This window comes from Mycobacterium sp. (genome assembly GCF_035623875.1).
GTDB lineage: Bacteria > Actinomycetota > Actinomycetes > Mycobacteriales > Mycobacteriaceae > Mycobacterium.
In genome coordinates this window covers 1-25,189 of sequence record NZ_DASPSP010000155.1, presented here as the reverse complement: position 1 = coordinate 25,189, position 25,189 = coordinate 1, and the positions used below count along the sequence as shown (strand labels likewise).

Sequence of the window (25,189 nt, the reverse complement as noted above, 5' to 3'; positions counted from 1 at the left end):
TGACCCATCCACCGGAACGAAAAACGCAAGAGGAACGTCGCGGCGAAGCCGAACAACGGCTCATCGAAGCGGCTGCCGCTATGGTCAGCGAAGCCGGCCCGGCAAAGGTCACCGTCGCCAACGTCGGGGAACGCGCAGGCTACAGTCGCGGACTGGTCTCACACCACTTCGGCTCCAAACGAGTGCTGATGCAACGCCTGGTGGAATCCGTGACTTATCAATTCCGCGAGGCTCTTTTCGACCAGCAACAGTCGAGCGACGCGCTGGGTGAGCTGCGCACCCTGATCGACATCTATTTCGACGTGGTGTCCGACCTGCAGCCCATCAACCGTGCCCGCCTGGTGTTGTGGGCCGACGCGGTGGCCAATCCGTCCGATGACATCCGACCGGCGATGGTCAACGCAGACCAGGAGTTCCGCGAAGAAATCGAAAAGCGTCTGCATCAGGCCATCGCAACGAACCAGGTGCCGCCGAACGTCAACGCTCACGGCCTGGCCACGGTGATGATCGCCATGCTGCGCGGCGTCGCCTTGCAGTCATTGATCGACGACGACATCGACCTCGCCGCCGCGCGCTTCGAGATCGAACAACTTCTCCTCACCCGACTACAGAAAGAGCAGAAACTATGAGCCGCACTTTCGGCAAGATCGCCCAGATCGGCTACGTCGTAGAGGACATCCACGAGTCCATGGACGAGTGGGTCAGCCACGGCGTCGGGCCGTGGTTCTACATCGACAACGTCGTCACCGACTTCTTCCGGTATCACGGCAGCGATTCCGACATGAAGATGAGCGTGGCCATCGCCAACTCCGGTGACATCCAGATCGAATTGATTCAGCCCCGTAACGACGCGCCCTCGGTCTACAAGGACTTCCTGGACTCAGGCCGTCAAGGTGCCCAGCATATCGCGTACTGGACCACCAATTTTCAGGAGCTTTATGACACCGCCCTCGCCGCGGGGTACGCCGTGGCGCAGGAGGGCAGCATCGGCGGCGAGCAGGGCCGCTTCGCTTATCTCGACACCGAATTCGACCAGGGCACCATGATCGAGATCAGCGACGTTAGTGGCCCGAAGGGCCAGATGTTCGCTTATGTCCGCGACGTGGCAGCCAGCTGGGACGGCACCGAACCCGTTCGGGTGCTCGGATGACCACCAGCGAATTCGCGTACCCCGATCTGGGCACGCTGCGCCTCGAGTTGCAAGAAGCGGTCACCAGCCGGGCATCGCTGAACATCTACCGGATGATGATGCACACCCCGGGTCTCGCACCAAGCTTTTTAGCGATGGCCAGCGATGTCCTGCAATACAATTCGTTGCCCGCCACGTGGCGAGAACTGGTAATCCTGCGGGTCGGCTACCGCTACCGCGCCCGCTACGAAACCTACCAGCACGAAAGAATCGGCTTGGCCATAGGGCTTGACCAAGACGCCATCACCGCCGCCGAGTCGGGATCGACGGACAAACTCGACCGCCATGCCGCTGCCGTCCTGACATTGACCGACGTGCTACTGGACAACCACACCCTCACCGATACGCAACGCGACGACGCGCTGGAAACGCTGAGCATAAACCAATTGGCCGATCTGACGCTCACTGTCGGCTTCTACCAACTGGTTTGCAACTTTCTGAACACCTTCGGCGTCGCACCCGAAGGTGAGGCCGGCTAGCCATGAAAGTCCATCATCTCAACTGCGGCACCATGAACATGCCCACCGCGCCGTTGGTGTGTCATGTGCTGCTGATTGAGACCGACAACGGCCTGGTGTTGGTCGACTCCGGCTTCGGGGCAGAGGACTGTGTCGCGCCTGCCCGGCGGACCGGACCGGCACGCTACGTCACCAAACCGGCGTTCCTGCACATCGAAACCGCGGCACACCAGATCGAACAACTGGGCTTCGACCGCAGCGAGGTGCGACACATCGTGCTGACACACTTCGATGCCGACCACATCGGTGGGATCTCCGACTTCCCGCACGCCGATGTTCACGTCACCAGCGCGGAAGCACTGGGCGCCGTCCACGCGCCGTCACTGCGCGAGAGGCTGCGCTATCGCCACCACCAATGGGCGCACGGCCCCAAACTTGTCGAGCACAGCCCTGACGGTGAGACTTGGCGCGGGTTCGCAGCCGCCAAGGAGCTCGCCGAAATCGCAAGCGGTATTGTATTAGTCAGCCTGCCCGGGCATACCCGGGGCCACGCTTGCATTGCTGTCGACGCCGGACATCGCTGGGTCCTGCACGCCGGGGATGCCTTCTACCACTACGGCACAATCGACGGTTCCGCGAACGTTCCAGGAGCCCTTCGCGTGATGGAGAACCTGATCGCGTTCAACCGGAGCCAAGTCCGCGACAACCACGCCAGGCTTGCAGAACTGCACGCACGCAACGAATCTGATCTATTCATCGTGTGCGCACACGATCCCGAGTTGTACCGGCGCGCCATCACAACGGCTGGCGACTGACCTCGCGCGATGGAATCGGTTCGCGACCAATAAACTCGTCAGGCTGTGGGCCGGCTGGGTTCCGGGCATGGGGCTGCTCCGCCACACCGGGCGAAAGTCCGACCGCCCGTTCCGGACACCGCTGAACGTGTTCCCGACCGGTTTCGGCTTCGCCGTCTTACTTCCATACGGACCCAAAGAAACCGAGTGGCTCAAGAACGTCGAGGCAGCAGGCGAAGCGACACTGCAGCACTACGGCCGCACACGTCGGGTCAGCCGCCCGCAGGTTCTACCCAGGCTCGACGCTGCACCCGAAGTGGCGCCGAGGTGGCGATTCATATTCACTCGTGCCCCCTTCGACCACGCGCTGCTATTAAATGCCGATTGACCGGATAGCCTCGGGGAACCCAGACCCTACGTCCTACTAGAGCCAGCCGGTGCGGGCAGCAGCAACGGGCTCGGCGGGGGCCGGGGCCAATTCGCCGTCCCGCACGCCGTCGAGCATCCGTTTCACTGCGGCGACGATCTCCGGGCCTGCCGCGGCGAGTCCGGTCTTATCGGCTTCGGCGACCTGGTCGGCATCGACGCCCGCCCGCGTCAACACGGCGGCTGGGTCCGCCAGTTGTTCTGCCAACCAGGACACCGGGTCGGCTGACAACTCGGGGACGAAGTGCCGGCGTGCGGGTTCCCAACCGTCGAACCGCGGGTGGTGATGCGCGCGGTCCAGCGTCCCCGGCGGGCTCTCGGTGGATCCGAAAAGGTCCACCCGCCACACTGGCCGGTTGAAGGCGATCGGGATGCCGGCGTAGATCGATCCTTGCGGCTCGGCCCGGTCGATGAGGCGGAGTTCGAGTCTGACTCCCCGTTCCGGGGTTTCCTGACCGACGTTCGGGGTCGGGTCGACGAAGTACATGTCTCCGACGACTACACCGAGTGTTTCGAATCCGAACGCTGCAAACATCGCGTTACCTTTCCTTCAGCTTCCTCGAGCGTAGACCCACGCGGCGGGCGCGAGGCGGAGCGGCGACAATGAGCTGATGGGTCCTGTTGGGGTTGACGTCGTTATCGCAGGGGCCGGTCCAGATGGATTGATGCTGGCCTGCGAACTGGGATTGGCCGGCATCCGGCCGGTGGTGTTGGACCCGATGCCCGGGCCCAACCTGCAGCCGCGGGCCAACCGCATTGCGGGCCAAGCGGCTCGGATTCTTGATCACCGAGGTTTGTACAGTGAGCTCGCGGAGACAGCGGACCCGCCAAAACCCGCGTCGCACTGGATGTTCGCGGGCTTTCCCTTGGACCTCGCGACGGTACCCGACTCCCAACTGTTCGTCGTCCCGGTCCAACAGCACGGGCTTGTTGAGTTGCTCACCGAGCGGGCCGACAAATACGACACGGAGATTCGTTGGGGGCACGCCCTAACTGGTTTCGACCAGGACGAAGACGGTGTCACGGTTCATGTCGCCGGCCCCGAGTGTGCCTACGACCTGACGGCCAAGTACTTCATCGGCGCCGACGGCGGCCACAGCAAGACACGCCATCTCGCCGGCATCGAGTTTCCCGGGATGTCGTCGTATGACCTGGTTGTCCGGATCGGGTTCAACGTCTTGCCGCCAGACGAATGGGTTGAACCGGTCAGCGACGCACCCGGGTCCGATCACCTTCCGCCGCAGCGATCCCATCGAACTGACCGAGGCGTTTTTTCGTGTGGGGCGATGGGGAGTCGCGTGGCCGTGATGACCTACGAACTGGACAGTTCGCCCCGTGAACAGCGCAGCGAAGAGATAGCCGATGAGCCACCCATGAGCCTGGCCGAGTTGGAGGCCAGCGCCAAGCGTGTGCTCGGCCAAGATGTGCCGCTGCGGCCCACATCGCCTGACGCGCCAGTCGATCTGCGCCGGTTCTTCGGCATCAATTCAAGGATCGCGTCGCGGTATCAGGTCGGCCGGGTGATGCTGGTCGGCGACGCTGCCCACGTCCACGCGCCAATTGGTGGACCGGGTCTGAACCTCAGTTTGCAGGACGCGGTGAACCTTGGCTGGAAGCTTGCCGCGGTTCTCAGTGGGCGCGTGGAGCCCGCGCTGCTCGCCACCTATGAGGCTGAGCGTCGGCCCGCTGCCGAGCGGCTCATCATGCAGACCCGCGCGCAGTTGGCTCTCTTCCGGCCGGGGCCCGAAGTCACGGCACTGCGCGAACTCTTCTCCGAATTCTTCACCGATCCCGACATCGTTCGCCAACTCAGCGACTTGCTGTCGGGTGCCGACAACCATTACCCGATGGGCGACCCAGATGTCGAAGCGCATCCGCTCGTTGGACGCTGGGTTCCCGACTTCGCTGTGGCGAGCGCCGCCGGAACGCAACGTATTGCCGAGCTCGCTCGCGATGGGCGGCCACTGCTTGTTGATCTCACCGAGAGCGGCGCCGTCGCGGCCGCGGTGACCGATATCAGAGACCAGTTCACCGTCGCCGCCGGACGGCCCGTTGGCGAGATAGCCGCCACAGCAGTGCTGGTGCGTCCCGACGGTTATGTGGCCTGGGCGTCGTCACAAGCACGGCCCGACCCGGCTGAATTGCGCGAACTGCGCAGCATGCTCACGCATTGGTTCGGGATCTAGCCGCTATTGTCTTCGGTTGCAATGACATCGTCTACACGAACGCTTCAGCGCCCTAAGCCGACGCTCGACCGGGTGAAAGACACCGTGGGATCTGGCCAAGACCAATGTGAACCGCCATGCAATCGCAATCGGACTGCACCAGCGCAGCGGATGCTATCGAACAGCCGATTGACGGCGCTTATCAGCGTCCGTTGGGTGTGCTGGCGCTTGCTTTCTTGGAATCTAAGGCGGCATCGCCACGCCACCGCAAGGCTTCCAAGGCGACGGCGACGTGAACGCTGGATTCTTCCAGGGGGCGCGGAAGTAGCTTTTCGGCGCGGTGCAGCCGCTCGGTCAAGGTGTTGCGGTGGGTGTATAGGCGGGCCGCAGCGCGAGAGGCATTGCACTGCTCGTTGATGAATGTCTCTACGGTGCTACGTAATTCGGGTGCTGCGTGTCTGAACTCGCCGAGTATCTGGGTGATGAATTCGTCGGCGCCTTCCGGGTCGCCAGTGAGCAGCGCCACCAATTGGACGTCGGTGAACAGCACGATGCGCTGGGGGGATTCCATGCGGGCGAGCATCCGCTGGGTGGTGAGGGCATTCAGGTGACTGCGCCGAAAGCCGTCGATTCCGGTGGCGGTCGGACCGACGGCAACGCGCACGGTGGGGCATTGCTCGAGTGCGCTGTGCAGATCCGCGACGGTCAAGCGTTTCCCGCCGCCGATCCACACCCAGCGGGTGGCGGCGCCGGCGATCACGTCGAGCGGACGAGTGCCGGCCACCTGCCCCAGAGCGTTGACGGCTCGCTCCAGGGAATGCGTGTCGCTGTCGGGCTGGTCGGTCCACACCACGGCCGCGGTGTGAGATTGGTTGAGCGCGTAGCCAAGACGGGCTTCGGCGCGACGGCGAGTAATCGGCGCGCCCTCGAGGATCAGGGCGACGGCTTCTCGGCGCTCGGCGTGTGTGCCTCGGGTCAGCTCCGCGCGTTCGGATTGCATTTGGCCGTTGATGCCCGCCAGCGTCGCGTCGATGAACTCGCCGATCGAGCGCGACGTCACGTCGAGCATTTCGCGCAACTGGCTCGCATCGGAGGTGAGAGCGAAGACCGTGTCCATCCACCGCCGCCATGCGGCGTTCTGCCCGACCCGGTAGGCGTCCAGCGCGGCGGCGTCCATGCCTCGGCGCACCAGATCGCGGGCCAGGGCCAGCGGCTCGGCCCCCAGATTGGCCGGCACCGGACTTCCCGGATCGCGAACGTTGGCCGCCGCCCAGTGCAGAAGGTTGGCGCGGTTGGTGCGGGTCACGGACGCAGCCAGCACCGGGTCTGCGCGGATCTCGGGGCTGGCGGCCAGCGTCGCGCGGTCGATCTCTTCGAGCCACTCCGGCGGCGGATCCAGTGCGATCTGCGCTCCCTGGCGGATCAGCTCGGCGACCCGCGGTGACGGAGGTTCCCACGCCATGCGCCCACTCTAAGCGATGCGGTGCACTATGCACTCCAAAATGCGAAAGTCATGGCAGTTTGCACTTGGGAAACGGTGGCTAAGACCTCAATCATGGACAGCACAACCCCACACCACTCACCCAGGAGCAAGCCATGATCGCCACAGCGTCCACCGTGACCCATGTCGAGCACGTCGACGTGTTGATCGTCGGCGCCGGTATCTCGGGCATCGGTGCCGCCTACTACCTGCAGAAGGAAAACCCTGGCAAGTCTTACGCCATCCTGGAGGCGCGCGGCGCCACCGGCGGCACCTGGGATCTGTTCCGGTACCCCGGCATTCGTTCGGACTCCGACCTGCACACCTTCGGCTACGAGTTCAAGCCGTGGCGCGACGATCACGCCATCGCCACCGCCGACAAGATCCTTGCCTACCTGCGCCAGACCGCGTCCGAGAACGGCATCGACGAGAAGATCCGCTTTCACCACAAGGTGCTGGGAGCGGAGTGGTCAAGCGCCGAGGCGCGGTGGCTGGTTGACGTGGAGCGCACCGACACCGAGGAACTGGTGCAGTTCAGCGCCAACTGGATCTTCATGGCCGGCGGCTACTACCGCTACGACCAGGGTTTCACCCCCGAGTTCAAGGGCCGTGACCGGTTCCAAGGCCAGATCGTGCACCCCCAGCACTGGCCCGAGGACCTGGACTACGCCGGCAAGAAGGTCGTCATCATCGGCAGTGGCGCAACGGCTGTCACCCTGGTGCCGGCAATGGCCGGCACGGCCGCACACGTGACGATGCTGCAACGCTCGCCGACCTACATCATGGCCGTGCCGTCGAAGGACGTCTTCGCCAACACCGCCAAGAAGGTGCTCGGCGACAAGCTCGGGTATGCGCTTTCGCGACGCAAGAACATCGTCAAGCAGCGTGCCGTGTACCAGTTCTGCCAGACCTTCCCCGGCCAGGCCAAGAAGTTGATCCGCCACCTCAACGCCAAGCAGCTACCCGAGGGCTACCCCGTCGACGAACACTTCAACCCGACCTACAACCCGTGGGACCAGCGGTTGTGCGCGGTCCCCGACGGCGACCTGTTCAAGGCCATCGCCGACGGCACCGCCTCGGTGGTCACCGACCGCATCGCGACGTTCACCGAGACCGGGATCGAGCTGGAGTCGGGCCGCCACCTGGACGCCGACATCATCGTCACCGCGACCGGTTTGAACCTGCAGATGTTCGGCGGGGCGTCGCTGAGCGTCGACGGCGAGCCCGTCGACTTCGCTAACACGTTCGCGTACAAGGGCATGATGCTCTCGGGCGTGCCGAACTTCGCGTTCGCCGTGGGCTACACGAACTCGTCGTGGACGCTCAAGGTTGGGCTGCTGTGCGAGCACTTCTGCCGGCTGCTGACCCACATGGACATCAACGGCTACGACACCGCGCGTCCCCAGCTCGACGACCGGGAGATGGAGGCCCGGCCGCTGCTGGACTTCTCCGCCGGGTACGTTCAGCGAGCGCTGCACCTGATGCCCAAGCAGGGCGACGGCGCACCGTGGATGATGTCGTCGAGCTACTACAGCGACGTCAAGCTGCTTCGCAGCGACTCGGTGGTGGACCCCAACCTGCGGTTCGGCACCTCCCGCCAGGTCGCGGCAGTGAGCGCAGTGGCGGTGCCGGCATGACCGACCAGTTCTGTCGCGTCGGCGCCGGCTGGCAGGTGTGCTACCGGACGGACGGTGATCCGTCCGGTACGCCCTTGCTCCTGATCGCCGGCCTGACCCTGGACCTGACCTCGTGGCCGGGGGCCATGATCGACGGCCTTGTCGCCCAAGGGTTCTACGTGATCCGATTCGACAACCGTGACGTCGGCCGCACCACTCCGGGCGCCACACCGCCGCCGAGCCTGCTGCGCCGGGCGTTGCGCCGCCCCCGCCGGGACGGCTACGACCTGGCCGACATGGCTGGCGACGCAATCGCCGTGCTTGACCACCTCGGTATCGCGCAGGCCCACATCGTCGGAATGTCGATGGGCGGCATGATCGCTCAGACGATCACGGCCCGCTACCCCACTCGGGCGTCGTCGCTGACGTCGATCTTCTCCACTACCGGCGGCAAGCGGGTCGGACAGCCCGCCATCTCGACGCTGCTGCTGCTGTCGAAGCCGGGGTCACGCACCCGCGACGAATCCATCCACAAGCACGTCAGGCTGATGAGCCACCTCGCGGGCACCGGTTTCGCGCTCGACGACGCCGGTGCCGCCGAGTACGCGGCGGGGGCCTGGGACCGGGGCCTGCGGGAAAAGGCCGGAGACGGTGTCGCACGGCAGATCAACGCCATCTACAAGTCGGGTGATCGCACCGCCGAGCTCCGCCGAATCTCCGCGCCCACGTTGGTGATTCACGGCGACTGCGACCCCATCGTGCACCCCAGCGGAGGGCGTGCCACCGCGGCGGCCATCACCGGAGCCCGCCATGTCACGATCGCCGGCATGGGCCATGACCTCGCGCCGGGGGTCACCGACCGTCTCGTCGAGCTCATCACCAACCACATCGAGCAGTCGCAGATCTCGGTTGCCTGCTGATCGCTGGGATGCGCCGAGTTGCAAGCGCATTACGATTGGTCACGTGGCGATTTTGACGCCTGGTGGGTTCCAGCTCCCGTCGAGGATCTTGGTGCCGGGCCAATACAAGCGCAGCATCAGGTTGAATTCGCCGGCATTGGGTGCCGGCAGCCAGTTGGATTCCCTTTCCGGGCCCGGGTTTTGGCGCTGGATGTAGACGTCTAGCGAGCCGTTCGGATTCTTGTGCAGCGTCTCCCCACGGACCGCGTAGCGGTTGAGCGGGTTGGCGATAAAAAAGCCCTTGTCGTTGTACATCGTCAGCGACCAGAATGCGTGTACCGGTGGGAGCTCGTCAGCGCCGAAGTGCAGCACGTAGTTTCGGTCGGAGTTCAAGATCGCGCCGTTGTCGTCGACCCGCGTGTTCGGATAAATAGCGTCCTCGGGCAGGTTTGCGCCCAGGCCACCATGGGCAACCAGAGCGCGCCTGTCATAGTCGGTGCCGTAGCTGCCCATGCCGGTGCGGGCGATGTTCCAGCCGTTGATCGGCTTGCCGCCCAGGTCGACCTCAATTGTCGTCAACGCCTTGGGCCAGGCCGTCTCCCAGACCCTGCGGACGGAGTCTGACAGTTGGGCGAGATCTGGTTTCTCGTCAGGAGCCCACCCGGCCTCGGCCAGTTCAGCGAGCAGATCGCTGTCCTCGGGGCGCAGCTGGTTGTGTGACAAGCTCGAGTAGTACAGATCCCAATACTGTTGGGGGGTGAGGGCATGGATGTAGGCACCGACTTCCTGGCCCTGCGGCCAATCCGGATGCAGGTCGATGTTTTCCGGTGGCGCATAGGCACTCTGGTACCTACTGAGCGGGGTAGCTGTCAACTGCTGCTGGATCGCGGCCACCGCAGGCACATCGTCGGGGCCGTTGACCTGGATGCGACCGATGATCCAGCCGCCGTCGGTCGGCATCTTGTACTCGCGCACACCGGTCGGCAACGCGCCATGCCAGTTCGGCCCGGTAATCGCGAATCGGTAACCAGGTAGCACGCCAAGAGTGCGGATGCCCGGTGATGCCTGCACGTTGGTCCACATATCTAGGATGGGGAACAGATGATAGCGGTCGCCCATGTCGGGCACGTTGATGACCAGCGGTTCCCTAGACACGTCGTAGAACATCGACGAGTACAACGTGTCCACGTTCGGCCGCACCACGCCGGTAAACGACGCGTCGGGAACAAAGGCCAAGTTGGCGAACTGGTTCATCGGCGCGGCCCCGCGTCCGTCCGGGCCCGGCAGGTTGGTCGACTGCCGGCGGGTGACCTCCACTGACACCAGCGGATAGGTATAGACGTAGGCCTTCACGGCAGCGTCGTCAGTGAGACTCGAACCTGCGGAAGAAGCTGTCATTGCCATCCTTGGGGGCTGGACGGACAAATCCGAATGTCCGCCCTGGTGTAGCTACGGCACAACAAGCCTAGATCGACCCTGCCTCAGGAGCGCTAGGCTGGCGTCCCCCGTACTCGGCGGCGCGGCTGGGACATTACGTCACATTCGTTCGACCCATTGAGCCCGAGACGGGCCCGGCTCGAACGGGTCGCTGAAGTATTGCGATTCGCGGACCACCTTGCCAGCCTCGAATTCCATGATGCTGACGACGTAATACGGTTGCGCGTCATACGTCATCACGAGTTCGCTGACCCACAGATCGCCGCCGCCGAGCATGCGTCGCACGGTGAACCGTTTAAGGTTCGGCTGGGCGGCGCGGGATGCCTGGATGTTGGCTCGGCCACGGATGCGCTCGCCCGATTGTGGATATTCGAGAACTGCATCGGCTCGGTAGATTTCGTGTTCCGTCGCGAAGTCGTTCGCGTCGGAGGCATCCCAGTGGCGCTGCAGTGCGGCCCGCACGTCATCGTCACCCATGGCTATCCCTCCTGCACGGCTTGCCCGCGCGCCCAACGATAGTCGGCCTTGCCTGACGGGCTGCGCTCGATGGCCGCACGGAAAACGATCGCCTTCGGAAGTTTATACCGGGCCAGGGTTTTCGAGGCATGCGCGGTCAGCTCGCCGGCATCGGCGCGTGCGTCACCGGCGAGCGCGACGACGGCGACCACCTCCTGGCCCCAACGCTCGCTGGGCCGCCCGGTGACGACCACATCGGCCACCGCAGGATGCGACGCGATCGCGGTTTCGACCTCCTCGACGAAGATCTTTTCGCCGCCGGAGTTGATCGTCACCGAGTCGCGGCCGAGCAACTCGATGCGGCCGTCGGCGCGGTGGCGGGCCCGGTCTCCCGGTACCGCGTAGCGCTCGCCGTCAATGACGGGGAAGGTCGCCGCGGTTTTGGCTGCATCACCCTTGTAGCCGAGCGGCACGTATCCGCGCTGGGCGAGCCAGCCCATGCCGTCGTGGCCCGGCTGCAGGAGCGAGCCGAGGTCCTCGGCGGCTACGAAGGTATCCGGTCCGGCGTTGAACGTGCCGGTCGACACCGCGCCCGTGATCGACAGGTGACTCATCTGTGAACCTGTCTCCGACGATCCCACGCCGTCCACAACCATGGCGTTCGGCAGGGCCTTGACCAAGCGCTCTTTGACATACGGCGTCAACAGTGCACCGCCGTTGGCGACGACTGCCAACGGTGACACGTCGGCGATGCCCTTCTCGATGGCGGCGAGCAGCGGCCGGGCCATGGCATCACCCACCACGGTCACCGCCATCACCTGCTCCCGTTCGATGGTCCGGACGACGTCGTCGGCGTCCAGATGGTCGACCACGGTGGGGAAGACCAGTGTCTGTCCGGTCGTGATTGCCGTCATGACGCTCCATTGCGCGGCACCGTGAATCAGCGGCGGCAGGATGAGGAGTTTGGTGCCTGGGCCCGCAGCCACCCGCGCGGTGATTTCATCGATGGAGCTGACGCATTCGCCGGTCACCAGATTTCGCCCGCCGAACGACGTCATGAAGATGTCGTGCGTGCGCCACAGCACACCTTTCGGCATTCCGGTCGTGCCGCCGGTGTAAAGGACGTACAGATCGTCGGGCGAGTGCTTTACCGGCGGCGGCGTCGGCGAACTCGATCCGATGATGCTGTCGTAGTCGACGGCGCCGTCGAGCAACGCGTTACCCGAATCGTCAGCGATCTGAATGAGGACTCGCAGCTGTGGAAGGTCCGGCAACACTTCGGCTACCCGCGGCGCGAACGCAGCATGGTAGATCAGCGCGGTCGCACCCGAATCCGCGAGCAGATACTGCAACTCGCTCTTGACATAGCGGAAGTTGACGTTGAACGGGGCGACTCGGGCCGCGAAGGCACCCAGCAACGCCTCGACGAATTCGTTTCCGTTGTAGGCATATAAGCCGACGAGATCTTGTCCGACCTCGTGGCCGGCAAGTGCCGACCGCTCGGTGTGGCAGCCCAGCCCCCGCGAGTGCAGGTATGCCGCGAGACGGTTCGATCGGTCGATGACCTCTGCGTAGCTGTAGCGCTTTTCACCCTGGATGATCAGCTCGCGGTCTCCGATCGTCGCCGCGACGGCTTCGGCAACGGCGGGCACCGTGAATTGTGTTGCAGTGTAGGACATCAGGCCTCTCACGGCTGGTGCGGAAGTAAGCGAACCATCAGGCCGTTGGCTTCGGTGAGCAGCGTGCCGTCGGCCGCTGTCATGGTAGCCGTGACGAAGGCTTTCCTGCCGTCAATCTCGGTGATACGGCCGTAGGCGGTCAGTGGCTCGTCGATCGGGGTGATGTTGCGATAGTCGACATGCAGATACGCCGTGCGGCTGGGGGAAAGCCCCGCGGTCGAGACGATCATCCCGAAGTGCCAGTCGTAAAACAGCGGGATCATCCCGCCGTGCACCGCGTTGTTTCCGCCAACGTGGGTTTGGGTGAAGTGCCCTTCCATGGTGATGCCGTCAGGTCCGGAGTCCGTAACGGTCCACGGTGGCAGCAAAGGGTGGCCTAACCCGGGCAGGTCGATGACCCGGCCAGCCGGGGCCAAACCTTCGGGCACCTGATGGTCTGCCAGCAACGTGCACGCCTTGGCGACGTGCTGGGCCGCGATAGACCACGTCGAGCTATCCGGGTTGGCGGAAACCGTGAGATCCTGCAGGCGGCGCATCGCTGCCACGAACCGGCCCAGCCCAGGGGGTGGCTCGACCGGTTTGATCTCTGGAAATCCGCCCCGAACTTCGGGCGCCGTGTCGGTCATCGCCGCGTCCACACCCGGAGCAGCTCGTCGGTCGTGGTGATGGTGGCAAGCAGGGACAGCGTGTTGTCGATGATGGCCTCGCCGTACTCGGTGGGTATGCCGGCGACGGCATCGCGCGGAACGATGACACGATAGGCCGCGTTGACGGCGTCCATGACGACATTGGGGATCGCGATATTCAGCGAAACACCGACCACGACGATGGTGGACACGTCGAGGTTCCGCAGCACCGCGTCAAGGTCGGTGCCGCCCATCGGGCCGACCCCGTGCCACCGACTCAACACCAGATCGGTTGGCTCAGGACCTAACTCGGGCAACACGGCCGCTCCGGGTGTGCCGGGAGCGATGTCGATGTCGCCACGCCCGATGGCGAAGATCTTGGCATTGTGGTTGGAGCCGAGCCCATCGGGTCGCCGCTGTACCAAACAGTGCACGATGCGCACGCCTGCTGCCCGAGCCGCCGGCAGCAACCGGGTGATGTTCGGTAGCGCAACGCGGCGTGCTTCTTTCGCGAGCACCGCCAACCCGGCATTGGGGCCGATCACCGCGCCTTGGCACTCTTGAGCGACGATCGCGGTGTGCTCGGGCGCCGCGAGCTCAGCCAGAGCGGTCATGCCGGCACTTCGTAGAACTGGGTCGCCCACTTCCGCAGTGCCATATAGCCTCTCGCGTCGACCTTCGACAATGGCGGACGTTCCACGTACTTCTGGTAGCGCCAGATTTGCAGATCGTCGAACACAGTGGACAGGAACTGCTTTTCGATGACGTCGCGTAGCTTGCCCTGCGGCACATCGGAGTCGTCGCCGGGGAGTCGGGGCCACCAGATCGAGTAGAACAGGTCGGAGCACTCGTCATCGACCGGTGTGCAGGTGAAAATCAGCCGATGGTTCTGCGCGCCCTCGAAGACGCTGATCGCTCCGCCGAGACCGAACAGGTGGCTGTGGAACCGCAGCGCGAGATCGTCGGGGTTGTCGCTGCTGGCGTCCGGCCAGCCGGCCACGAATTGCCATTCATGGTCGACGATCTTCCAGTCCAGCACCCGCGGCGTCACCGTGGCGTGGTGCACGTACTCGAAATGGGCACTGTCGGGGGCGTTCTCGGCCACGATCTGCGGATGCACCGGTTCGCGCTCCGCGCGCCGGGAGAACTCCGGAAAGGCGCGGTAGTAGGCCGCGGGATCGGTCTCGAATTGCGGGAATTTGCGGAAAATGTCCGGCATTTCCCACTGCGGCTCCTTGCCCTCCGGCTGATGCCAGATGAACACGCAGTCGTACTGCTCCCGGACCGGAAACACTCGCAGCCGTAGCGCCCGGTTGGGGCGGTCCGGCTGATAGGGGATGTATCGATTGGTGCCGTCCGGCCCCCAGCGCCAGCCGTGGAACGGGCACTCGACACAGTCGCCGACCACCTTGCCGCCGTGGCCGATGTGGGCGCCGAGGTGTTTGCAGTGCGCCTCGAGCACATGCAGCTCACCGGACTCGTCGCGGTAGGCCACCAGATCCTCGCCGAAATAGTGCAGTGGCCGGACCTCGCCGACGGGAAACTCGGGAGACCAGCCGACCATGAACCATCCGGTGACTTTCCAGGTGAACGGGACCTTCACGGCGGCGCCTCCTGCCCTCTTCTCACAGATACTAAATACGTTACAGTATAGATTTCGGGCCGAGGAGGCGTAGCACGGTGGCTGACGATCTTGAAGCGATTCGGCAGTTGAAGGCGCGTTACTGCCGCTTTCTCGACGCCAAAGATATCGAGGGGTGGCGCAGCGTGTTCGCCACCGATGTAGTGGTCAAGCTGGATATGGCGGTTTCCACCGGCGGCGCCGACCCGATGACCGCCCCGCCGGTGGAGGGCGTCGAGAACTTCGTGCCAAGGGTGATGGCCAGCCTGGAGAACGCGGCCACTATGCACCATTGCCACACTCCAGAGATCACCCTCACCTCAGCCACCACCGCAACCGGCATCTGGGCGATGGAAGACTGGGTCATCTTCGGCACCGGCCAGGAGTTACACGGCGCCGGTCACTACCGCGAGACCTACGAGAAACAGGACGGCACCTGGCGGATCAAAACTCTGCACCTGACCCGGACCATCCTGAAGATAACCGGTAACAATGCCGACTGAAGCCAACGTGTCGTTCGATGTGCTGGTCATCGGCGCCGGGTTCTCCGGCCTGTATGCGCTGCATCGGCTGGGGCAGCTTGGAATCCAGACCCGCGTGCTGGAAATGGCCGAAAATGTCGGCGGCACTTGGTTATACAACCGCTACCCCGGCGCTCGCTGTGACATCGAGAGCATCGAATACTCCTACAGTTTCTCCGACGAGATCCAGCAGGAATGGGTCTGGACGGAGACGATGCCCGCCCAGGCCGAGGTCGAGGCCTATCTGAACTTCGTTGTCGACCGGCTCGACCTTCGCCGCGACATCCAGTTCGACACCAAGGTCGTCGCGATGACCTTCGACGAGCAGGCCGCGGTGTGGGTGGTATCGACCGAAGCCGGCGAGACTTTTCGAGCCCCGTTCGTCGTCGCCGCCACCGGCATCTTATCGGCGCCGCTGGAACCCGATATCCCCGGGATGGCCACCTTCAGCGGGACGTCGTTGTTCACCAGCCGCTGGCCGAGGGAGAGCGTCGACCTTGCCGGAAAGCGGGTCGGCGTAATCGGGACCGGCTCGACCGGTGTTCAGCTCATTCCGGTGGTGGCCCGAGAAGCGATGCAGCTCTACGTGTTTCAGCGTTCGCCAGCGTACACGCTGCCGTGGCAGGTGCGGCGGTTCGAGCCTGGCGAGCTAGACGAGATGAAAGCGCGGTACGACGAGATCCGAGCGGCCCAGCGCGCCCACCCGGTCGGCGCGGCGCGGCTTAGCGCCTTCTCTGTGCTACTGGAGATGCTCGGTAAGCCGCCATTGAAGTCGGCGTCACGAGAAGACCAATTACGGGCCATCGACGAGAACGGCGTAATCGGCGCACTGAATTGGGGCGACATCTTCTTCGACATCGAGGCCAACCGGACGGCGGCCAAGTTGTATGGCGAGGCGGTCGCGCGGATCGTCAAGGACCCCGAAACCGCGGCCTCCTTGGTGCCCGACTATCCGTTCGGGTGTAAGCGACCGATCATCGACCAGGGCTACTACCAGACCTTCAACCGGGATAACGTGACGCTGGTGGACCTCCGCAAGGGACCGATCCGCGACGTGACTCCGACCGGCATCCGCACCAAGCAAGGTTCCTACGATCTCGACGTGATCGTCTACGCCACCGGGTTCGACGCGATGACGGGCGCCCTGAGCCGCATCGACATGCGTGGGCGCGACGGGCTGTCGCTCAGCGAGTTCTGGGCCAGCGAAGGGCCGTTGTCCTATCTTGGGCTGGCGGTGGCGGGCTTTCCGAACCTGTTCACGATCCAGGGTCCGGGCAGCCCGAGTGCGGCCACCAACGTCGTCGCCGCGCTGGAACAGCATGTGGAGTGGATCAGCGACTGCATCGTATACTTGCGCGCCAACAAGATTCGCACCATCGAGGCGCTACCCACTTCGCAGCAGGAGTGGATCGACCATGCTACCTCACTCGTGGCGGCGACGGTGCTGGTCCACCCGTCGTGCAACTCCTGGTACAACGGCGGCAATGTGCCGGGCAAGAAACGGATGTACATGAGCTATACCGGCGGAATCCCCGAATACCGACGCCGCTGCGACGAAATCGCGGCTGGCGGATACACCGGTTTTAAGCTGACGTAAATGAACGGCATGTCATTGGGAACGCGGATCCTGGGCCTGACCCGCGAGCTGGGCATGGTCTTACCGCGTACGGTGGCCGGTCTCAACGAATCGACCGGCTGGGTGCCGGCGTCGCCGCGCGGCATGCGTCAGTTCGGCGAGGTCATGCTGGATGAACTTGTGCTGTCGGGGTTTTCGTTGCTGAATGCGGGCCAGGCGGCGTTGCGGCCGTTGAGTGCTTGCGCAGCAGCGGCCGAGGAATTGTCGGCCCTGGGCATCGACCGGGCGCATGCCGACCCACAACCCCTGCGGGAACAGACAATACGACGGCAGCGGATCGGCGGCCTGGCGTACGAGCGGATGACGTTCGAACATGATCCGGCGCTACCGAAGACACTGGAGTCCGACGGCCTGGGCGGACCGGCGCGGGCGGTCGTGCACCTGTTGCGTCACCGCGACGGCCCGAGGCCGTGGCTGATCTGGGTGCACGGCGCCGGGCTGGGCGGCGCCGCCGACATGCTGTTGTCTCGAATCGACCGAGTACATCGCAGACTGGGGTTCAACGTCGCGATGCCAGTGCAGCCCGGCCACGGTTCCCGACGCGGTCACTGGCCGGCCTATCCGGACATGGATCCGCTGGGCAATGTTGCGGGCATGATGCGTGTTGTGTCAGAGGTGCGCGCCGTGGTGCGCTGGGCGCAACCACAGGCCAACGCGGTTGTAGTGTCCGGGATTTCGATGGGCAGCCCGGTCGCCGCGCTGGTCTCGCACCTGGAGAGGCAGGTCGCCGCGGTTGCGCTGTACACCCCGATTCTGGGGCTGAACGCGATGATCGCGCGACACCTCGGCCGCTGGGGTTCTTCGCGCGACGGATACCGGGAGCTGCTGCAGTCCGCGGTGGTCTCGAAGCTGACCGCGGTGATCGATCCGCTGGCCGTCCACCCGGCACCGCCGCCGCAGCGACGGCTCATCGTCGGGGCATGGCATGACCGGATGGCGATGCGCGAACCGGCTGCCGCGTTACAGGAGCGCTGGCGCGGCCAGTTGTACTGGTATGACGGCGGCCATGTTGGCCACGTGTTCTCCCGGCGGGTGCAAAAGGTCACCGAGCGATTCCTGCAAGGAGTTGTCAATTGAGCGAGCGCACGCTTGACGAATTGGGCTACTACCTGTTGGCCGGCGCCGGTGGTGAGGGCCCGGCGACGTTGATGGACGAGGCGCGCCGTGGCGAGGAATTGGGCTTCGGGACCGCGTTTATCTCCGAGCGCTGGAACGTCAAAGAGGCGTCGTCTCTGGTCGGTGCCGCCTGCGCGGTGACCAGCCGGATGCAGATCGCCACCGCCGCAACCAATCACAACACCCGCCACCCGCTGATCACCGGATCGTGGGCGACCACCATGCATCGGCTTTCCGGCGGCCGGTTCACTTTGGGTATCGGCCGCGGGATCGCCGCGATCTACGGGGCGTTCGGCATACCCGCGGTCACGACTGCACAGATGGAGGATTGGGCCCAGGTCATGCGCCGGCTGTGGCACGGTGAGGTGATCTTCAACCACGACGGGCCGATGGGCAAGTACCCCGTTCTCTTTCTTGACCCCGACTTCAACGAAGACATTCGACTGGCGCTGGTGGCGTTCGGGCCCAACACGCTTGCGCTCGGGGGCCGTGCTTTCGACGACGTCATCCTGCACACCTACTTCACCCCGGAGACGTTGCGGCGCTGCGTCAAAACCGTCAAGTCAGCCGCCGAAAAAGCGGGTCGCGACCCGGGCACCGTGCGGGTTTGGTCGTGCTTCGCGACCGTCGGCGATCACCTCCCCGAACAGTTGCGGCTGAAGAAGACCGTCGCGCGTCTGGCCACCTATCTACAGGGTTACGGCGATCTGATGGTGCGGACCAACGATTGGGATCCCGTTGTACTGCAACGATTTCGGGAAGACTCCGTGGTGGCGTCTATTGCGGGCGGGATCGATCACAAGGCCACCCCCGAGCAGATCGAACACATCGCCACGTTGATTCCCGACGAATGGCTGGAACCGTCGGCCACCGGGTCGGCTGAGCAGTGCGTGCAGCGCATCCGCGAAGAATTCGACTACGGCGCCGACGCGGTGATCATGCACGGCGCGACGCCCGACGAGCTCGAGCCGGTCGTCGCGGCGTATCGAGCGGACAGGTGGGACCAGAAAGGACGGGCATGTCGCAGTACTTGAAGGACAAGGTCATTATCGTGACCGGCGCAGCTAGCGGGTTCGGCAAGCTGATTTCGGAAAAGTGTGCCGCCGGTGCCGCGAAGGTCGTCGGCGTGGACGTCAACGTCGAAGGCTTGAACGAGGTCTTCGAAGGCATCCGGGCCGCTGGCTTCGAAGGCGCCGGCCATGTCGCGGACGTCACCGACATGGCCCAGGTCCAGGCAGCCGGCCAATACGCCGTCGACACTTACGGTCGCATCGACGTGATCGTGAACAACGCTGGCGTGATGCCGCTGGCGTTCTTCGCCGATCACGAACGCGCGTGGGAGAAATGGCACAAGGCGATCGACATCAACATCAAAGGCGTCTTGAACGGCATCTCAGCCGTTTATGACACGATGATCAAGCAGGGCCGAGGCCAGGTCGTCAACATTTCGTCGATCTACGGCAACGCCGGGACCGAAGGCTCTGGCGTCTACAGCGCGACCAAGGCGGCAGTCGATGTGATCTCGGATTCGCTGCGGGTCGAGACCCAAGGCAAGATCAAGGTGACCACGGTCAAGCCGACCGGCGTCCTCGGAACCAATCTCGCCAGCGGCGTCGTCAACGAAGCGGCGGTCATCGGCATCACCGGACAGAAAGGCGCCCAGTTCTTCGAGAACGCCGGCAACTTGCTGAACGGAACCCTTCGACCCGAACAGATGGACGTGGACTCAGTGGAGTACTGGCTGATCACTCCCGATGACCTGGCAGCCGCGGTAGTACATGTCATTGACCAGCCCTGGGGAATCAACATCAGCGACGTGACGGTACGGGCGACCGGCGAGAATTACATCTGCTGACCCTCAGGGCATGATGACGGTACGGCTCACCGGCTCGGCGCCTGATTGGCGGCTGGACAGGCCCCGAATCAACGAGGCCAGCAGCGCGTCACGGGTCTCGCGGGGATCGATGAGTTCGTCGAAACCCATGTGCTCGGCCGACCGGTAAGACGCCTGCAGCTCCGCGTCGCGCAGCTTGGTCGTGAGGTCCTCGCCGGCATGCGATGCCCGGCTCAACGCCGCGGCGCTCATCGCGCCCATCGTCGCGCCGGGATAGGCGAAGGTCGCTGATTGGTCGTCGAAGCTCAGCAGCGACATGACCATCGAGCCGAACCCATAGGCCTTGCGCAGGGTGAGGTGCAGCTTCAAGGTGGTGGCCGCGGTCTGGGCCGCGAACATCCGCGCGCCGGCCCGCAGCACGCCCGCGCGCTCGGACCGACTGCCGGGCAGCATGCCAGGGTTGTCGGCGAGGAAGACGATCGGCAGGTGGAACGAGTCGGCCACCATGATGAAGTGCGCTGCTTTGTCCGCGGCGTCGGCGTCGATGGAGCCGGCCAGCACCTTGGGCTGGTTGGCCACCACCGCGACCGGGTGGCCGCCGAGATGGGCCAGCGCACAGATGATCGCCTTGCCGAACTGCGGCTGGACTTCGAACCAGTCCGGCCGGTCGAAGACCACGTCCAGCACGGCACGCATGTCGTAAACCCGGCGGTTGTCGCGCGAGACGATGTCGAGCAGCTCCGGTGTCTGCCGCGGTTCGGTGGTTTCGTCGGCCGGCAGCGGTGACGGGTAAGACCATGCGCTCGCCGGGAAATACGACAGGTAGCGGCGGATGTCGTCCAGCACGGCTTCGTCGTCCTCGGCAACGTTATGGATCACCCCGCTCGGCAACGCGACGTCCGGTCCGCCGAGGTCTTCCTTCGAAATGTCTTCTCCGGTGGACTCTTTGACGACAGGAGGCCCGGCGGTGAAGATGGCGCCCTGGGAGCTCATGATGCGGAAGTCGCACACCGGGGCCACCAGCGCGCCGTGTCCAGCCGAGGGGCCGAGTACGGCGGCGACAGTCGGAACCCGACCGGAGCACTGCACTTGGGCGAGTAGGTCGGTCGGGCTGCGCCCGTAGTGCCCACCGGTGGGACGATAGCCCGCGCCTTCCAGCAGCATCACCAGCGGAATTTTGTCGCGCAGAGCCAATTCCGCGATGCGGTAGCGCTTGGAGTTGCCGCCAGGCCCGATGCTGCCGGCCATCGTGGTGAAGTCCTCAGCGCCCAGCATCACCGGTGAGCCGTTGATCAAGCCGGAGCCGACGACGATTCCGTCGGCGGCGATCTCGCCGCCGACCAGGGTGCCGAGTTCGCGGAATGTCCCCGGGTCGACGAGGTGATCGATCCGCGCCCGCGCGTCGAGCTTGCCCTTGCCGCGGTGTTTGGCAAGCCGCTCCCGACCGCCCATCGCCCGCGTGTGCTGACGGCGACGGTCGAGGTCGTCGAGCGTCTCCTGCCAGTCGGGGGACTTCGTCATCGGGGTGTCCTCACTCGTCGCCCGTTTCGTACTGAAGTGCTTACTGTAGCGTCTGCGAGAGGTGGGCGGCCAACGGCCGCCGGACGACAGAGGGATGGAGCGGCGCGATGACGATCCGGTTGACGGTGGACGAGGCATGGGAAGCCGTCGAATCGGCGCATACCGGAATTCTGACCACTTTGCGCCGCGACGGTATGCCAATTGCGCTGCCGGTGTGGTTTGTGGTCGACGATCGCAGCATCGCGATGACGACCCCGGCCGGGACCAGGAAAATCGCGCGCATTCGGCACGATCCCCGGGCGTCGTTTCTGGTGGAGTCGGGGGAGCAGTACACCGAATTGCGCGGCGTCCATCTCACCGGACGTGTCGAGGTCGTCGAGGATGCCGCGGCCATGTCCCGAATCGAGGCTTCCGTCAACAAGAAGTACGCCGCCTTTCGCCCGCCGGTCGGCAGCCTGCCCGCGGCCGCTCAGGCCTACTACGCCGAGCAGGCGTTTCTTCGCTTCGTGCCGGATGGCCGAATCCTGACATGGAACAACGCCCGCATCCCGATGCGCAAGCCATAACGAAGTAGCTGTGTCGCATGGCTTTTCCTGCCAGACGGCAGCCGACATTGACCCTACCGAATACCTTACTGTAGCTTCTCAAGTATGAGGCCTGAGTGCTCCCAGCTGCGGCGAAGCGCGCGCGGATGACCGCCACGGTTGCGTCCGGCCTCAAGGTCGATGGGGGCATATTCATCGACCTGGCCCGCGTACCTGAGCTGGCTCGCGCCCTCGAGCAACAGGGCTACGACGCATGCTGGACCGGCGAAATCAACCACGATCCGTTTCTGCCGCTGCTGCTGGCCGCCGAACACACCACGCGACTCGAACTCGGCACCAGTATCGCGGTGGCGTTCGCGCGCAACCCCATGACGGTCGCCAACCTCGGTTGGGATCTGCAGGCCTACTCGCAGGGTCGGTTCATCCTTGGCCTGGGCACCCAGATCAAGCCGCACATCGAAAAGCGTTTCAGTATGCCCTGGAGTCATCCGGTGGCCCGGATGCGCGAATTCGTGCAGGCGCTGCATGCGATCTGGTCAGCCTGGAAGGACGGCACCAGGCTGCGGTTCGAGGGTGAGTTCTACACGCACAAGCTCATGACCCCGATGTTTATCCCTGAGCCGCAACCGTTTCCGGCGCCCAAGATTTTCATCGCCGCGGTCGGTGAAGCGATGACCGAGATGTGCGGCGAGGTCGCCGACGGCTTACTGGCCCATGCGTTTACCACACGGCGCTATTTGCATGAGGTGACTTTGCCGGCGGCGCAGCGTGGCCTGCAGCGCTCTGGACGTGATCGGCGCGCATTCCAGGTGGCCTGCCCGGTGTTCGTGGTGACCGGCAACGACGACACCGAACTGACGCTCGGTGCAGCCGGTGTCCGCAAGCAGATTGCCTTCTACGGATCAACGCCCGCCTATCGCAAGGTCCTCGAGCTGCACGGTTGGGGCGATATGGCGACGGAGTTGCATCGACTCTCGCGGCAGGGGGAATGGGATGCCATGGGCGCCTTGATCGACGACGAGATGCTGGACGCCTTCGCCGTCGTCGCAACCCACGACAAACTCGCAGCCGCGCTTCACAACCGCTGCGACGGCATCATCGACCGGGTGATGCCGGCGTTTCCCAGCACCGTTTCCTCGGCCACCGTCACGGCCGTACTGCAACAGTTGCGTCAGTGAGGAGCTGCCCATGAGCACGCCGACGATGGATGAAGCCGCCAAGGTCCTGGCCGATCCCTTGGCGTATGCCGACGAGCCGACGCTGCATGCGGCGCTGGCTCATTTGCGTGCCAACGCCCCGGTGTCCTGGGTCGAGGTGCCGAACTACCGGCCGTTCTGGGCGATTACCAAGCACGCGGACATCCTGGACATCGAGCGTGACAACGTGCTGTTCACGAACTGGCCGCGCCCGGTCCTGACGACGACGGAGGGTGACGAGCTGCAGGCCACCGCCGGGGTGCGCACGCTGATCCACTTGGACGATCCGCAACATCGGGTGGTGCGGGCGATCGGCGCGGACTGGTTTCGTCCAAAGGCAATGCGGGCGTTGAAGGTCCGCGTCGGCGAGTTGGCCAAGAGTTACGTCGACAAGATGATGGCGGTGGGACCTGAGTGCGATTTCGTCCAGGAGGTCGCGGTCAATTACCCGCTCTACGTGATCATGTCGCTGTTGGGGATTCCCGAGTCGGACTTCACGCGAATGCTCAAGCTGACCCAGGAGCTGTTCGGCAGCGACGACAGCGAGTTCAAACGCGGTAGCACCAACGAGGATCAGCTGCCCGCGTTGCTCGACATGTTCCAGTACTTCAACGGCGTGACCGCGTCGCGTCGGGAACACCCGACCGAGGATCTCGCGTCCGCCATTGCCAACGCCCGCATCGACGGTGAGCCGCTGTCCGACATCGACACGGTGTCCTATTACCTCATCGTTGCTACCGCCGGCCACGACACCACCAGCGCGACGATCTCGGGCGGCCTGCATGCGCTCACCGAGAACCCAGACCAGCTGGACCGGTTGCGCGACAACCTCGACCTGATGCCGCTGGCCACCGAAGAGATGATCCGATGGGTCACCCCGGTCAAGGAATTCATGCGCACCGCCACCGAAGACACCACCGTGCGCGGAGTCCCGATCGCGGCCGGGGAAGCGGTGCTGTTGTCGTACGTGTCGGGCAATCGGGACGAAGACGTTTTCGAAAATCCGTTCCGTTTCGACGTTGGCCGCGATCCCAACAAGCACTTGGCATTCGGCTATGGTGTGCACTTCTGCCTGGGGGCAGCGCTGGCCCGCATGGAGGTCAACAGCTTCTTCACCGAGCTGTTGCCGCGGGTGAAATCCATTGAATTGACCGGGCCTGCACAGTTCGTCGCCACCACGTTCGTCGGCGGACTCAAACACCTCCCGGTTCGCTACCAATTTCACTGAGTCGGCCGTGTCCACTGCCGCCGGATTTGCTGGTTAACAGCAGGCAAACGCAGACTCTAGGTTAGGAAACACCGATGGGCGGAAATGCCAAATACCTACCAACCTGAGGATCTGCCGTGATACACCGACCGGTAGTGGATATCCTTAACGACTCCGTAGGAGGAACAAGGTCATGGCAATCGCACGGTGCATCACCGCCACCGGCTTTCTCGCCGGTCTCGCTCTCGGACTAGCCGCCCCCGCGGGCGCGTGGGGACCGGCGGGGCCTGCACCGATTCCTTCTGATTTCCAGACGAACGGCCACTACATCTCGACTCAGATAAACCCAAAAACCGGTCAGCCGTTGACCGTCGAGGGTCATCCGGTCACCAACAATTGGTACTTCAGTCCCTGCGGTGACGGATGCGCCTCAGCAGCTCACACACCCGGTGGACCGCCTGTGGGGCAGGCTAATTTGGTGAACGGCCAATGGGTGTTAGACACCACCGATGTCGCAGAATGCCCGGACGGCACCATCGTTCCCGACGCCATCGCTGGCCACCGCACGTGGGACCCGAACACCCTCGCAGGCACCGTCCAAACCACCGGTATTCAGCCCGCCTGCGGCAACCCAGCCGGGATAACCAAGACTGTGGACGTCCAGTTCGCGCTGGCGTCCTGACCCAGAGACGCGAATCAGCGCCTGCGGGCCGGCTCCACTCCTAAACTCGCGTCATTGCGATGATGCTGTCTGAGGATGCGGGAGC

Annotated in this window: 26 protein-coding genes; 17 read left to right on the top strand and 9 right to left on the bottom strand. The window is 64.3% G+C overall.

Annotation, left to right across the window (positions count from 1 at the left end):
- From VEI45_RS12685 to VEI45_RS12665, 5 genes are all read left to right on the top strand, one after another.
- Positions 1-629, top strand: a 629-nt coding sequence (locus tag VEI45_RS12685) for a TetR/AcrR family transcriptional regulator (RefSeq protein ID WP_324853642.1), incomplete at its 5' end; no start/stop codon positions are given.
- Entirely contained in the window at positions 626-1,150 is a 525-nt protein-coding gene (locus VEI45_RS12680; RefSeq protein WP_324853640.1) for a VOC family protein, read from the top strand. The genes VEI45_RS12685 and VEI45_RS12680, both read left to right, overlap by 4 nt.
- Entirely contained in the window at positions 1,147-1,668 is a 522-nt protein-coding gene (locus tag VEI45_RS12675; RefSeq protein ID WP_324853638.1) for a carboxymuconolactone decarboxylase family protein, read from the top strand. The genes VEI45_RS12680 and VEI45_RS12675 overlap by 4 nt, the downstream gene beginning before the upstream one ends.
- 2 nt (positions 1,669-1,670) lie before the next feature.
- A complete protein-coding gene (locus tag VEI45_RS12670; RefSeq protein WP_324853636.1) occupies positions 1,671-2,462 on the top strand; it encodes an MBL fold metallo-hydrolase in 792 nt (263 codons plus the stop codon).
- Positions 2,365-2,829, top strand: a complete 465-nt coding sequence (locus VEI45_RS12665) for a nitroreductase family deazaflavin-dependent oxidoreductase (protein ID WP_414687466.1) — start codon at positions 2,365-2,367, stop codon at positions 2,827-2,829. Before VEI45_RS12670 ends, VEI45_RS12665 begins: the two co-directional genes overlap by 98 nt.
- A gap of 36 nt (positions 2,830-2,865) precedes the next feature.
- Here the strand turns inward: VEI45_RS12665 and VEI45_RS12660 are convergent, their stop codons facing one another.
- Complete coding sequence (locus VEI45_RS12660; protein ID WP_324853634.1) at positions 2,866-3,402, bottom strand: hypothetical protein; 537 nt, start codon at positions 3,400-3,402, stop codon at positions 2,866-2,868.
- A 76-nt stretch (positions 3,403-3,478) separates the two neighbouring features.
- On the opposite strand from VEI45_RS12660, the gene VEI45_RS12655 reads away from it, so the two are divergent.
- A complete protein-coding gene (locus tag VEI45_RS12655; protein WP_324853632.1) occupies positions 3,479-5,053 on the top strand; it encodes an FAD-dependent monooxygenase in 1,575 nt (524 codons plus the stop codon).
- A gap of 181 nt (positions 5,054-5,234) precedes the next feature.
- On the opposite strand, the gene VEI45_RS12650 is transcribed toward VEI45_RS12655, so the two are convergent.
- Positions 5,235-6,494, bottom strand: a complete 1,260-nt coding sequence (locus tag VEI45_RS12650) for a PucR family transcriptional regulator (protein ID WP_324853630.1) — start codon at positions 6,492-6,494, stop codon at positions 5,235-5,237.
- A 134-nt stretch (positions 6,495-6,628) separates the two neighbouring features.
- On the opposite strand from VEI45_RS12650, the gene VEI45_RS12645 reads away from it, so the two are divergent.
- Together VEI45_RS12645 and VEI45_RS12640 are read left to right on the top strand one after the other, a co-directional pair.
- Positions 6,629-8,149: an NAD(P)/FAD-dependent oxidoreductase gene (locus tag VEI45_RS12645; protein WP_324853628.1), complete on the top strand. Its 1,521-nt coding sequence runs from the start codon at positions 6,629-6,631 to the stop codon at positions 8,147-8,149.
- Entirely contained in the window at positions 8,146-9,048 is a 903-nt protein-coding gene (locus VEI45_RS12640; RefSeq protein ID WP_324853626.1) for an alpha/beta fold hydrolase, read from the top strand. The genes VEI45_RS12645 and VEI45_RS12640 overlap by 4 nt, the downstream gene beginning before the upstream one ends.
- Positions 9,049-9,087: 39 nt before the next feature.
- Here VEI45_RS12640 and VEI45_RS12635 read toward each other — a convergent pair whose 3' ends face one another.
- The 6 genes from VEI45_RS12635 to VEI45_RS12610 form a co-directional block, all read right to left on the bottom strand.
- Positions 9,088-10,425: a DUF1254 domain-containing protein gene (locus VEI45_RS12635; RefSeq protein ID WP_324853624.1), complete on the bottom strand. Its 1,338-nt coding sequence runs from the start codon at positions 10,423-10,425 to the stop codon at positions 9,088-9,090.
- A gap of 138 nt (positions 10,426-10,563) precedes the next feature.
- On the bottom strand, positions 10,564-10,941 hold the full coding sequence (locus tag VEI45_RS12630) for a nuclear transport factor 2 family protein (RefSeq protein WP_324853622.1): 378 nt from the start codon (positions 10,939-10,941) through the stop codon (positions 10,564-10,566).
- 2 nt (positions 10,942-10,943) lie between these two features.
- Entirely contained in the window at positions 10,944-12,599 is a 1,656-nt protein-coding gene (locus tag VEI45_RS12625) for an acyl-CoA synthetase (protein ID WP_324853620.1), read from the bottom strand.
- A gap of 8 nt (positions 12,600-12,607) precedes the next feature.
- On the bottom strand, positions 12,608-13,225 hold the full coding sequence (locus tag VEI45_RS12620; RefSeq protein ID WP_324853618.1) for a PaaI family thioesterase: 618 nt from the start codon (positions 13,223-13,225) through the stop codon (positions 12,608-12,610).
- Entirely contained in the window at positions 13,222-13,839 is a 618-nt protein-coding gene (locus VEI45_RS12615; RefSeq protein WP_324853617.1) for a cysteine hydrolase, read from the bottom strand. Before VEI45_RS12615 ends, VEI45_RS12620 begins: the two co-directional genes overlap by 4 nt.
- On the bottom strand, positions 13,836-14,828 hold the full coding sequence (locus VEI45_RS12610; RefSeq protein ID WP_324853616.1) for a Rieske 2Fe-2S domain-containing protein: 993 nt from the start codon (positions 14,826-14,828) through the stop codon (positions 13,836-13,838). The genes VEI45_RS12615 and VEI45_RS12610 overlap by 4 nt, the downstream gene beginning before the upstream one ends.
- A gap of 77 nt (positions 14,829-14,905) precedes the next feature.
- Between VEI45_RS12610 and VEI45_RS12605 the strand changes: the two genes are divergently transcribed.
- The 5 genes from VEI45_RS12605 to VEI45_RS12585 are packed head-to-tail and all read left to right on the top strand — an operon-like array spanning position 14,906 to position 19,974.
- A complete protein-coding gene (locus VEI45_RS12605) occupies positions 14,906-15,349 on the top strand; it encodes a nuclear transport factor 2 family protein (protein ID WP_324853614.1) in 444 nt (147 codons plus the stop codon).
- Entirely contained in the window at positions 15,339-16,964 is a 1,626-nt protein-coding gene (locus tag VEI45_RS12600) for an NAD(P)/FAD-dependent oxidoreductase (protein ID WP_324853613.1), read from the top strand. The genes VEI45_RS12605 and VEI45_RS12600 overlap by 11 nt, the downstream gene beginning before the upstream one ends.
- Complete coding sequence (locus VEI45_RS12595; protein ID WP_324853611.1) at positions 16,965-18,080, top strand: alpha/beta hydrolase; 1,116 nt, start codon at positions 16,965-16,967, stop codon at positions 18,078-18,080.
- A complete protein-coding gene (locus tag VEI45_RS12590) occupies positions 18,077-19,153 on the top strand; it encodes a TIGR03857 family LLM class F420-dependent oxidoreductase (protein ID WP_324853609.1) in 1,077 nt (358 codons plus the stop codon). The genes VEI45_RS12595 and VEI45_RS12590 overlap by 4 nt, the downstream gene beginning before the upstream one ends.
- On the top strand, positions 19,138-19,974 hold the full coding sequence (locus tag VEI45_RS12585) for an SDR family oxidoreductase (protein WP_324853607.1): 837 nt from the start codon (positions 19,138-19,140) through the stop codon (positions 19,972-19,974). The genes VEI45_RS12590 and VEI45_RS12585 overlap by 16 nt, the downstream gene beginning before the upstream one ends.
- Before the next feature lie 3 nt (positions 19,975-19,977).
- On the opposite strand, the gene VEI45_RS12580 is transcribed toward VEI45_RS12585, so the two are convergent.
- Positions 19,978-21,474 (bottom strand): acyl-CoA carboxylase subunit beta, encoded by a 1,497-nt coding sequence (locus VEI45_RS12580; protein WP_324853605.1) that lies wholly within the window; start codon positions 21,472-21,474, stop codon positions 19,978-19,980.
- Between the two features lie 107 nt (positions 21,475-21,581).
- Between VEI45_RS12580 and VEI45_RS12575 the strand changes: the two genes are divergently transcribed.
- The 4 genes from VEI45_RS12575 (at position 21,582) to VEI45_RS12560 (ending at position 25,104) form a co-directional block, all read left to right on the top strand.
- Positions 21,582-22,040 (top strand): pyridoxamine 5'-phosphate oxidase family protein, encoded by a 459-nt coding sequence (locus VEI45_RS12575; RefSeq protein ID WP_324853603.1) that lies wholly within the window; start codon positions 21,582-21,584, stop codon positions 22,038-22,040.
- Between the two features lie 125 nt (positions 22,041-22,165).
- Positions 22,166-23,197, top strand: a complete 1,032-nt coding sequence (locus tag VEI45_RS12570) for an LLM class F420-dependent oxidoreductase (RefSeq protein WP_324853601.1) — start codon at positions 22,166-22,168, stop codon at positions 23,195-23,197.
- 25 nt (positions 23,198-23,222) lie between these two features.
- A complete protein-coding gene (locus tag VEI45_RS12565; RefSeq protein WP_324853644.1) occupies positions 23,223-24,443 on the top strand; it encodes a cytochrome P450 in 1,221 nt (406 codons plus the stop codon).
- A 172-nt stretch (positions 24,444-24,615) separates the two neighbouring features.
- Positions 24,616-25,104 (top strand): hypothetical protein, encoded by a 489-nt coding sequence (locus tag VEI45_RS12560; RefSeq protein WP_324853599.1) that lies wholly within the window; start codon positions 24,616-24,618, stop codon positions 25,102-25,104.
- Positions 25,105-25,189: the final 85 nt, after the last annotated feature.

Bases quoted from the DNA above. Each gene is read 5' to 3' on its own strand.
- VEI45_RS12680 (WP_324853640.1), top strand. From the start codon at position 626: ATGAGCCGCACTTTCGGCAAGATCGCCCAGATCGGCTACGTCGTAGAG.
- VEI45_RS12675 (WP_324853638.1), top strand. From the start codon at position 1,147: ATGACCACCAGCGAATTCGCGTACCCCGATCTGGGCACGCTGCGCCTC.
- VEI45_RS12670 (WP_324853636.1), top strand. From the start codon at position 1,671: ATGAAAGTCCATCATCTCAACTGCGGCACCATGAACATGCCCACCGCG.
- VEI45_RS12660 (WP_324853634.1), bottom strand. From the start codon at position 3,402: ATGTTTGCAGCGTTCGGATTCGAAACACTCGGTGTAGTCGTCGGAGAC.
- VEI45_RS12655 (WP_324853632.1), top strand. From the start codon at position 3,479: ATGGGTCCTGTTGGGGTTGACGTCGTTATCGCAGGGGCCGGTCCAGAT.
- VEI45_RS12650 (WP_324853630.1), bottom strand. From the start codon at position 6,494: ATGGCGTGGGAACCTCCGTCACCGCGGGTCGCCGAGCTGATCCGCCAG.
- VEI45_RS12645 (WP_324853628.1), top strand. From the start codon at position 6,629: ATGATCGCCACAGCGTCCACCGTGACCCATGTCGAGCACGTCGACGTG.
- VEI45_RS12640 (WP_324853626.1), top strand. From the start codon at position 8,146: ATGACCGACCAGTTCTGTCGCGTCGGCGCCGGCTGGCAGGTGTGCTAC.
- VEI45_RS12635 (WP_324853624.1), bottom strand. From the start codon at position 10,425: ATGACAGCTTCTTCCGCAGGTTCGAGTCTCACTGACGACGCTGCCGTG.
- VEI45_RS12630 (WP_324853622.1), bottom strand. From the start codon at position 10,941: ATGGGTGACGATGACGTGCGGGCCGCACTGCAGCGCCACTGGGATGCC.
- VEI45_RS12625 (WP_324853620.1), bottom strand. From the start codon at position 12,599: ATGTCCTACACTGCAACACAATTCACGGTGCCCGCCGTTGCCGAAGCC.
- VEI45_RS12620 (WP_324853618.1), bottom strand. From the start codon at position 13,225: ATGACCGACACGGCGCCCGAAGTTCGGGGCGGATTTCCAGAGATCAAA.
- VEI45_RS12615 (WP_324853617.1), bottom strand. From the start codon at position 13,839: ATGACCGCTCTGGCTGAGCTCGCGGCGCCCGAGCACACCGCGATCGTC.
- VEI45_RS12600 (WP_324853613.1), top strand. From the start codon at position 15,339: ATGCCGACTGAAGCCAACGTGTCGTTCGATGTGCTGGTCATCGGCGCC.
- VEI45_RS12595 (WP_324853611.1), top strand. From the start codon at position 16,965: ATGAACGGCATGTCATTGGGAACGCGGATCCTGGGCCTGACCCGCGAG.
- VEI45_RS12585 (WP_324853607.1), top strand. From the start codon at position 19,138: ATGTCGCAGTACTTGAAGGACAAGGTCATTATCGTGACCGGCGCAGCT.
- VEI45_RS12580 (WP_324853605.1), bottom strand. From the start codon at position 21,474: ATGACGAAGTCCCCCGACTGGCAGGAGACGCTCGACGACCTCGACCGT.
- VEI45_RS12575 (WP_324853603.1), top strand. From the start codon at position 21,582: ATGACGATCCGGTTGACGGTGGACGAGGCATGGGAAGCCGTCGAATCG.
- VEI45_RS12570 (WP_324853601.1), top strand. From the start codon at position 22,166: ATGACCGCCACGGTTGCGTCCGGCCTCAAGGTCGATGGGGGCATATTC.
- VEI45_RS12565 (WP_324853644.1), top strand. From the start codon at position 23,223: ATGGATGAAGCCGCCAAGGTCCTGGCCGATCCCTTGGCGTATGCCGAC.
- VEI45_RS12560 (WP_324853599.1), top strand. From the start codon at position 24,616: ATGGCAATCGCACGGTGCATCACCGCCACCGGCTTTCTCGCCGGTCTC.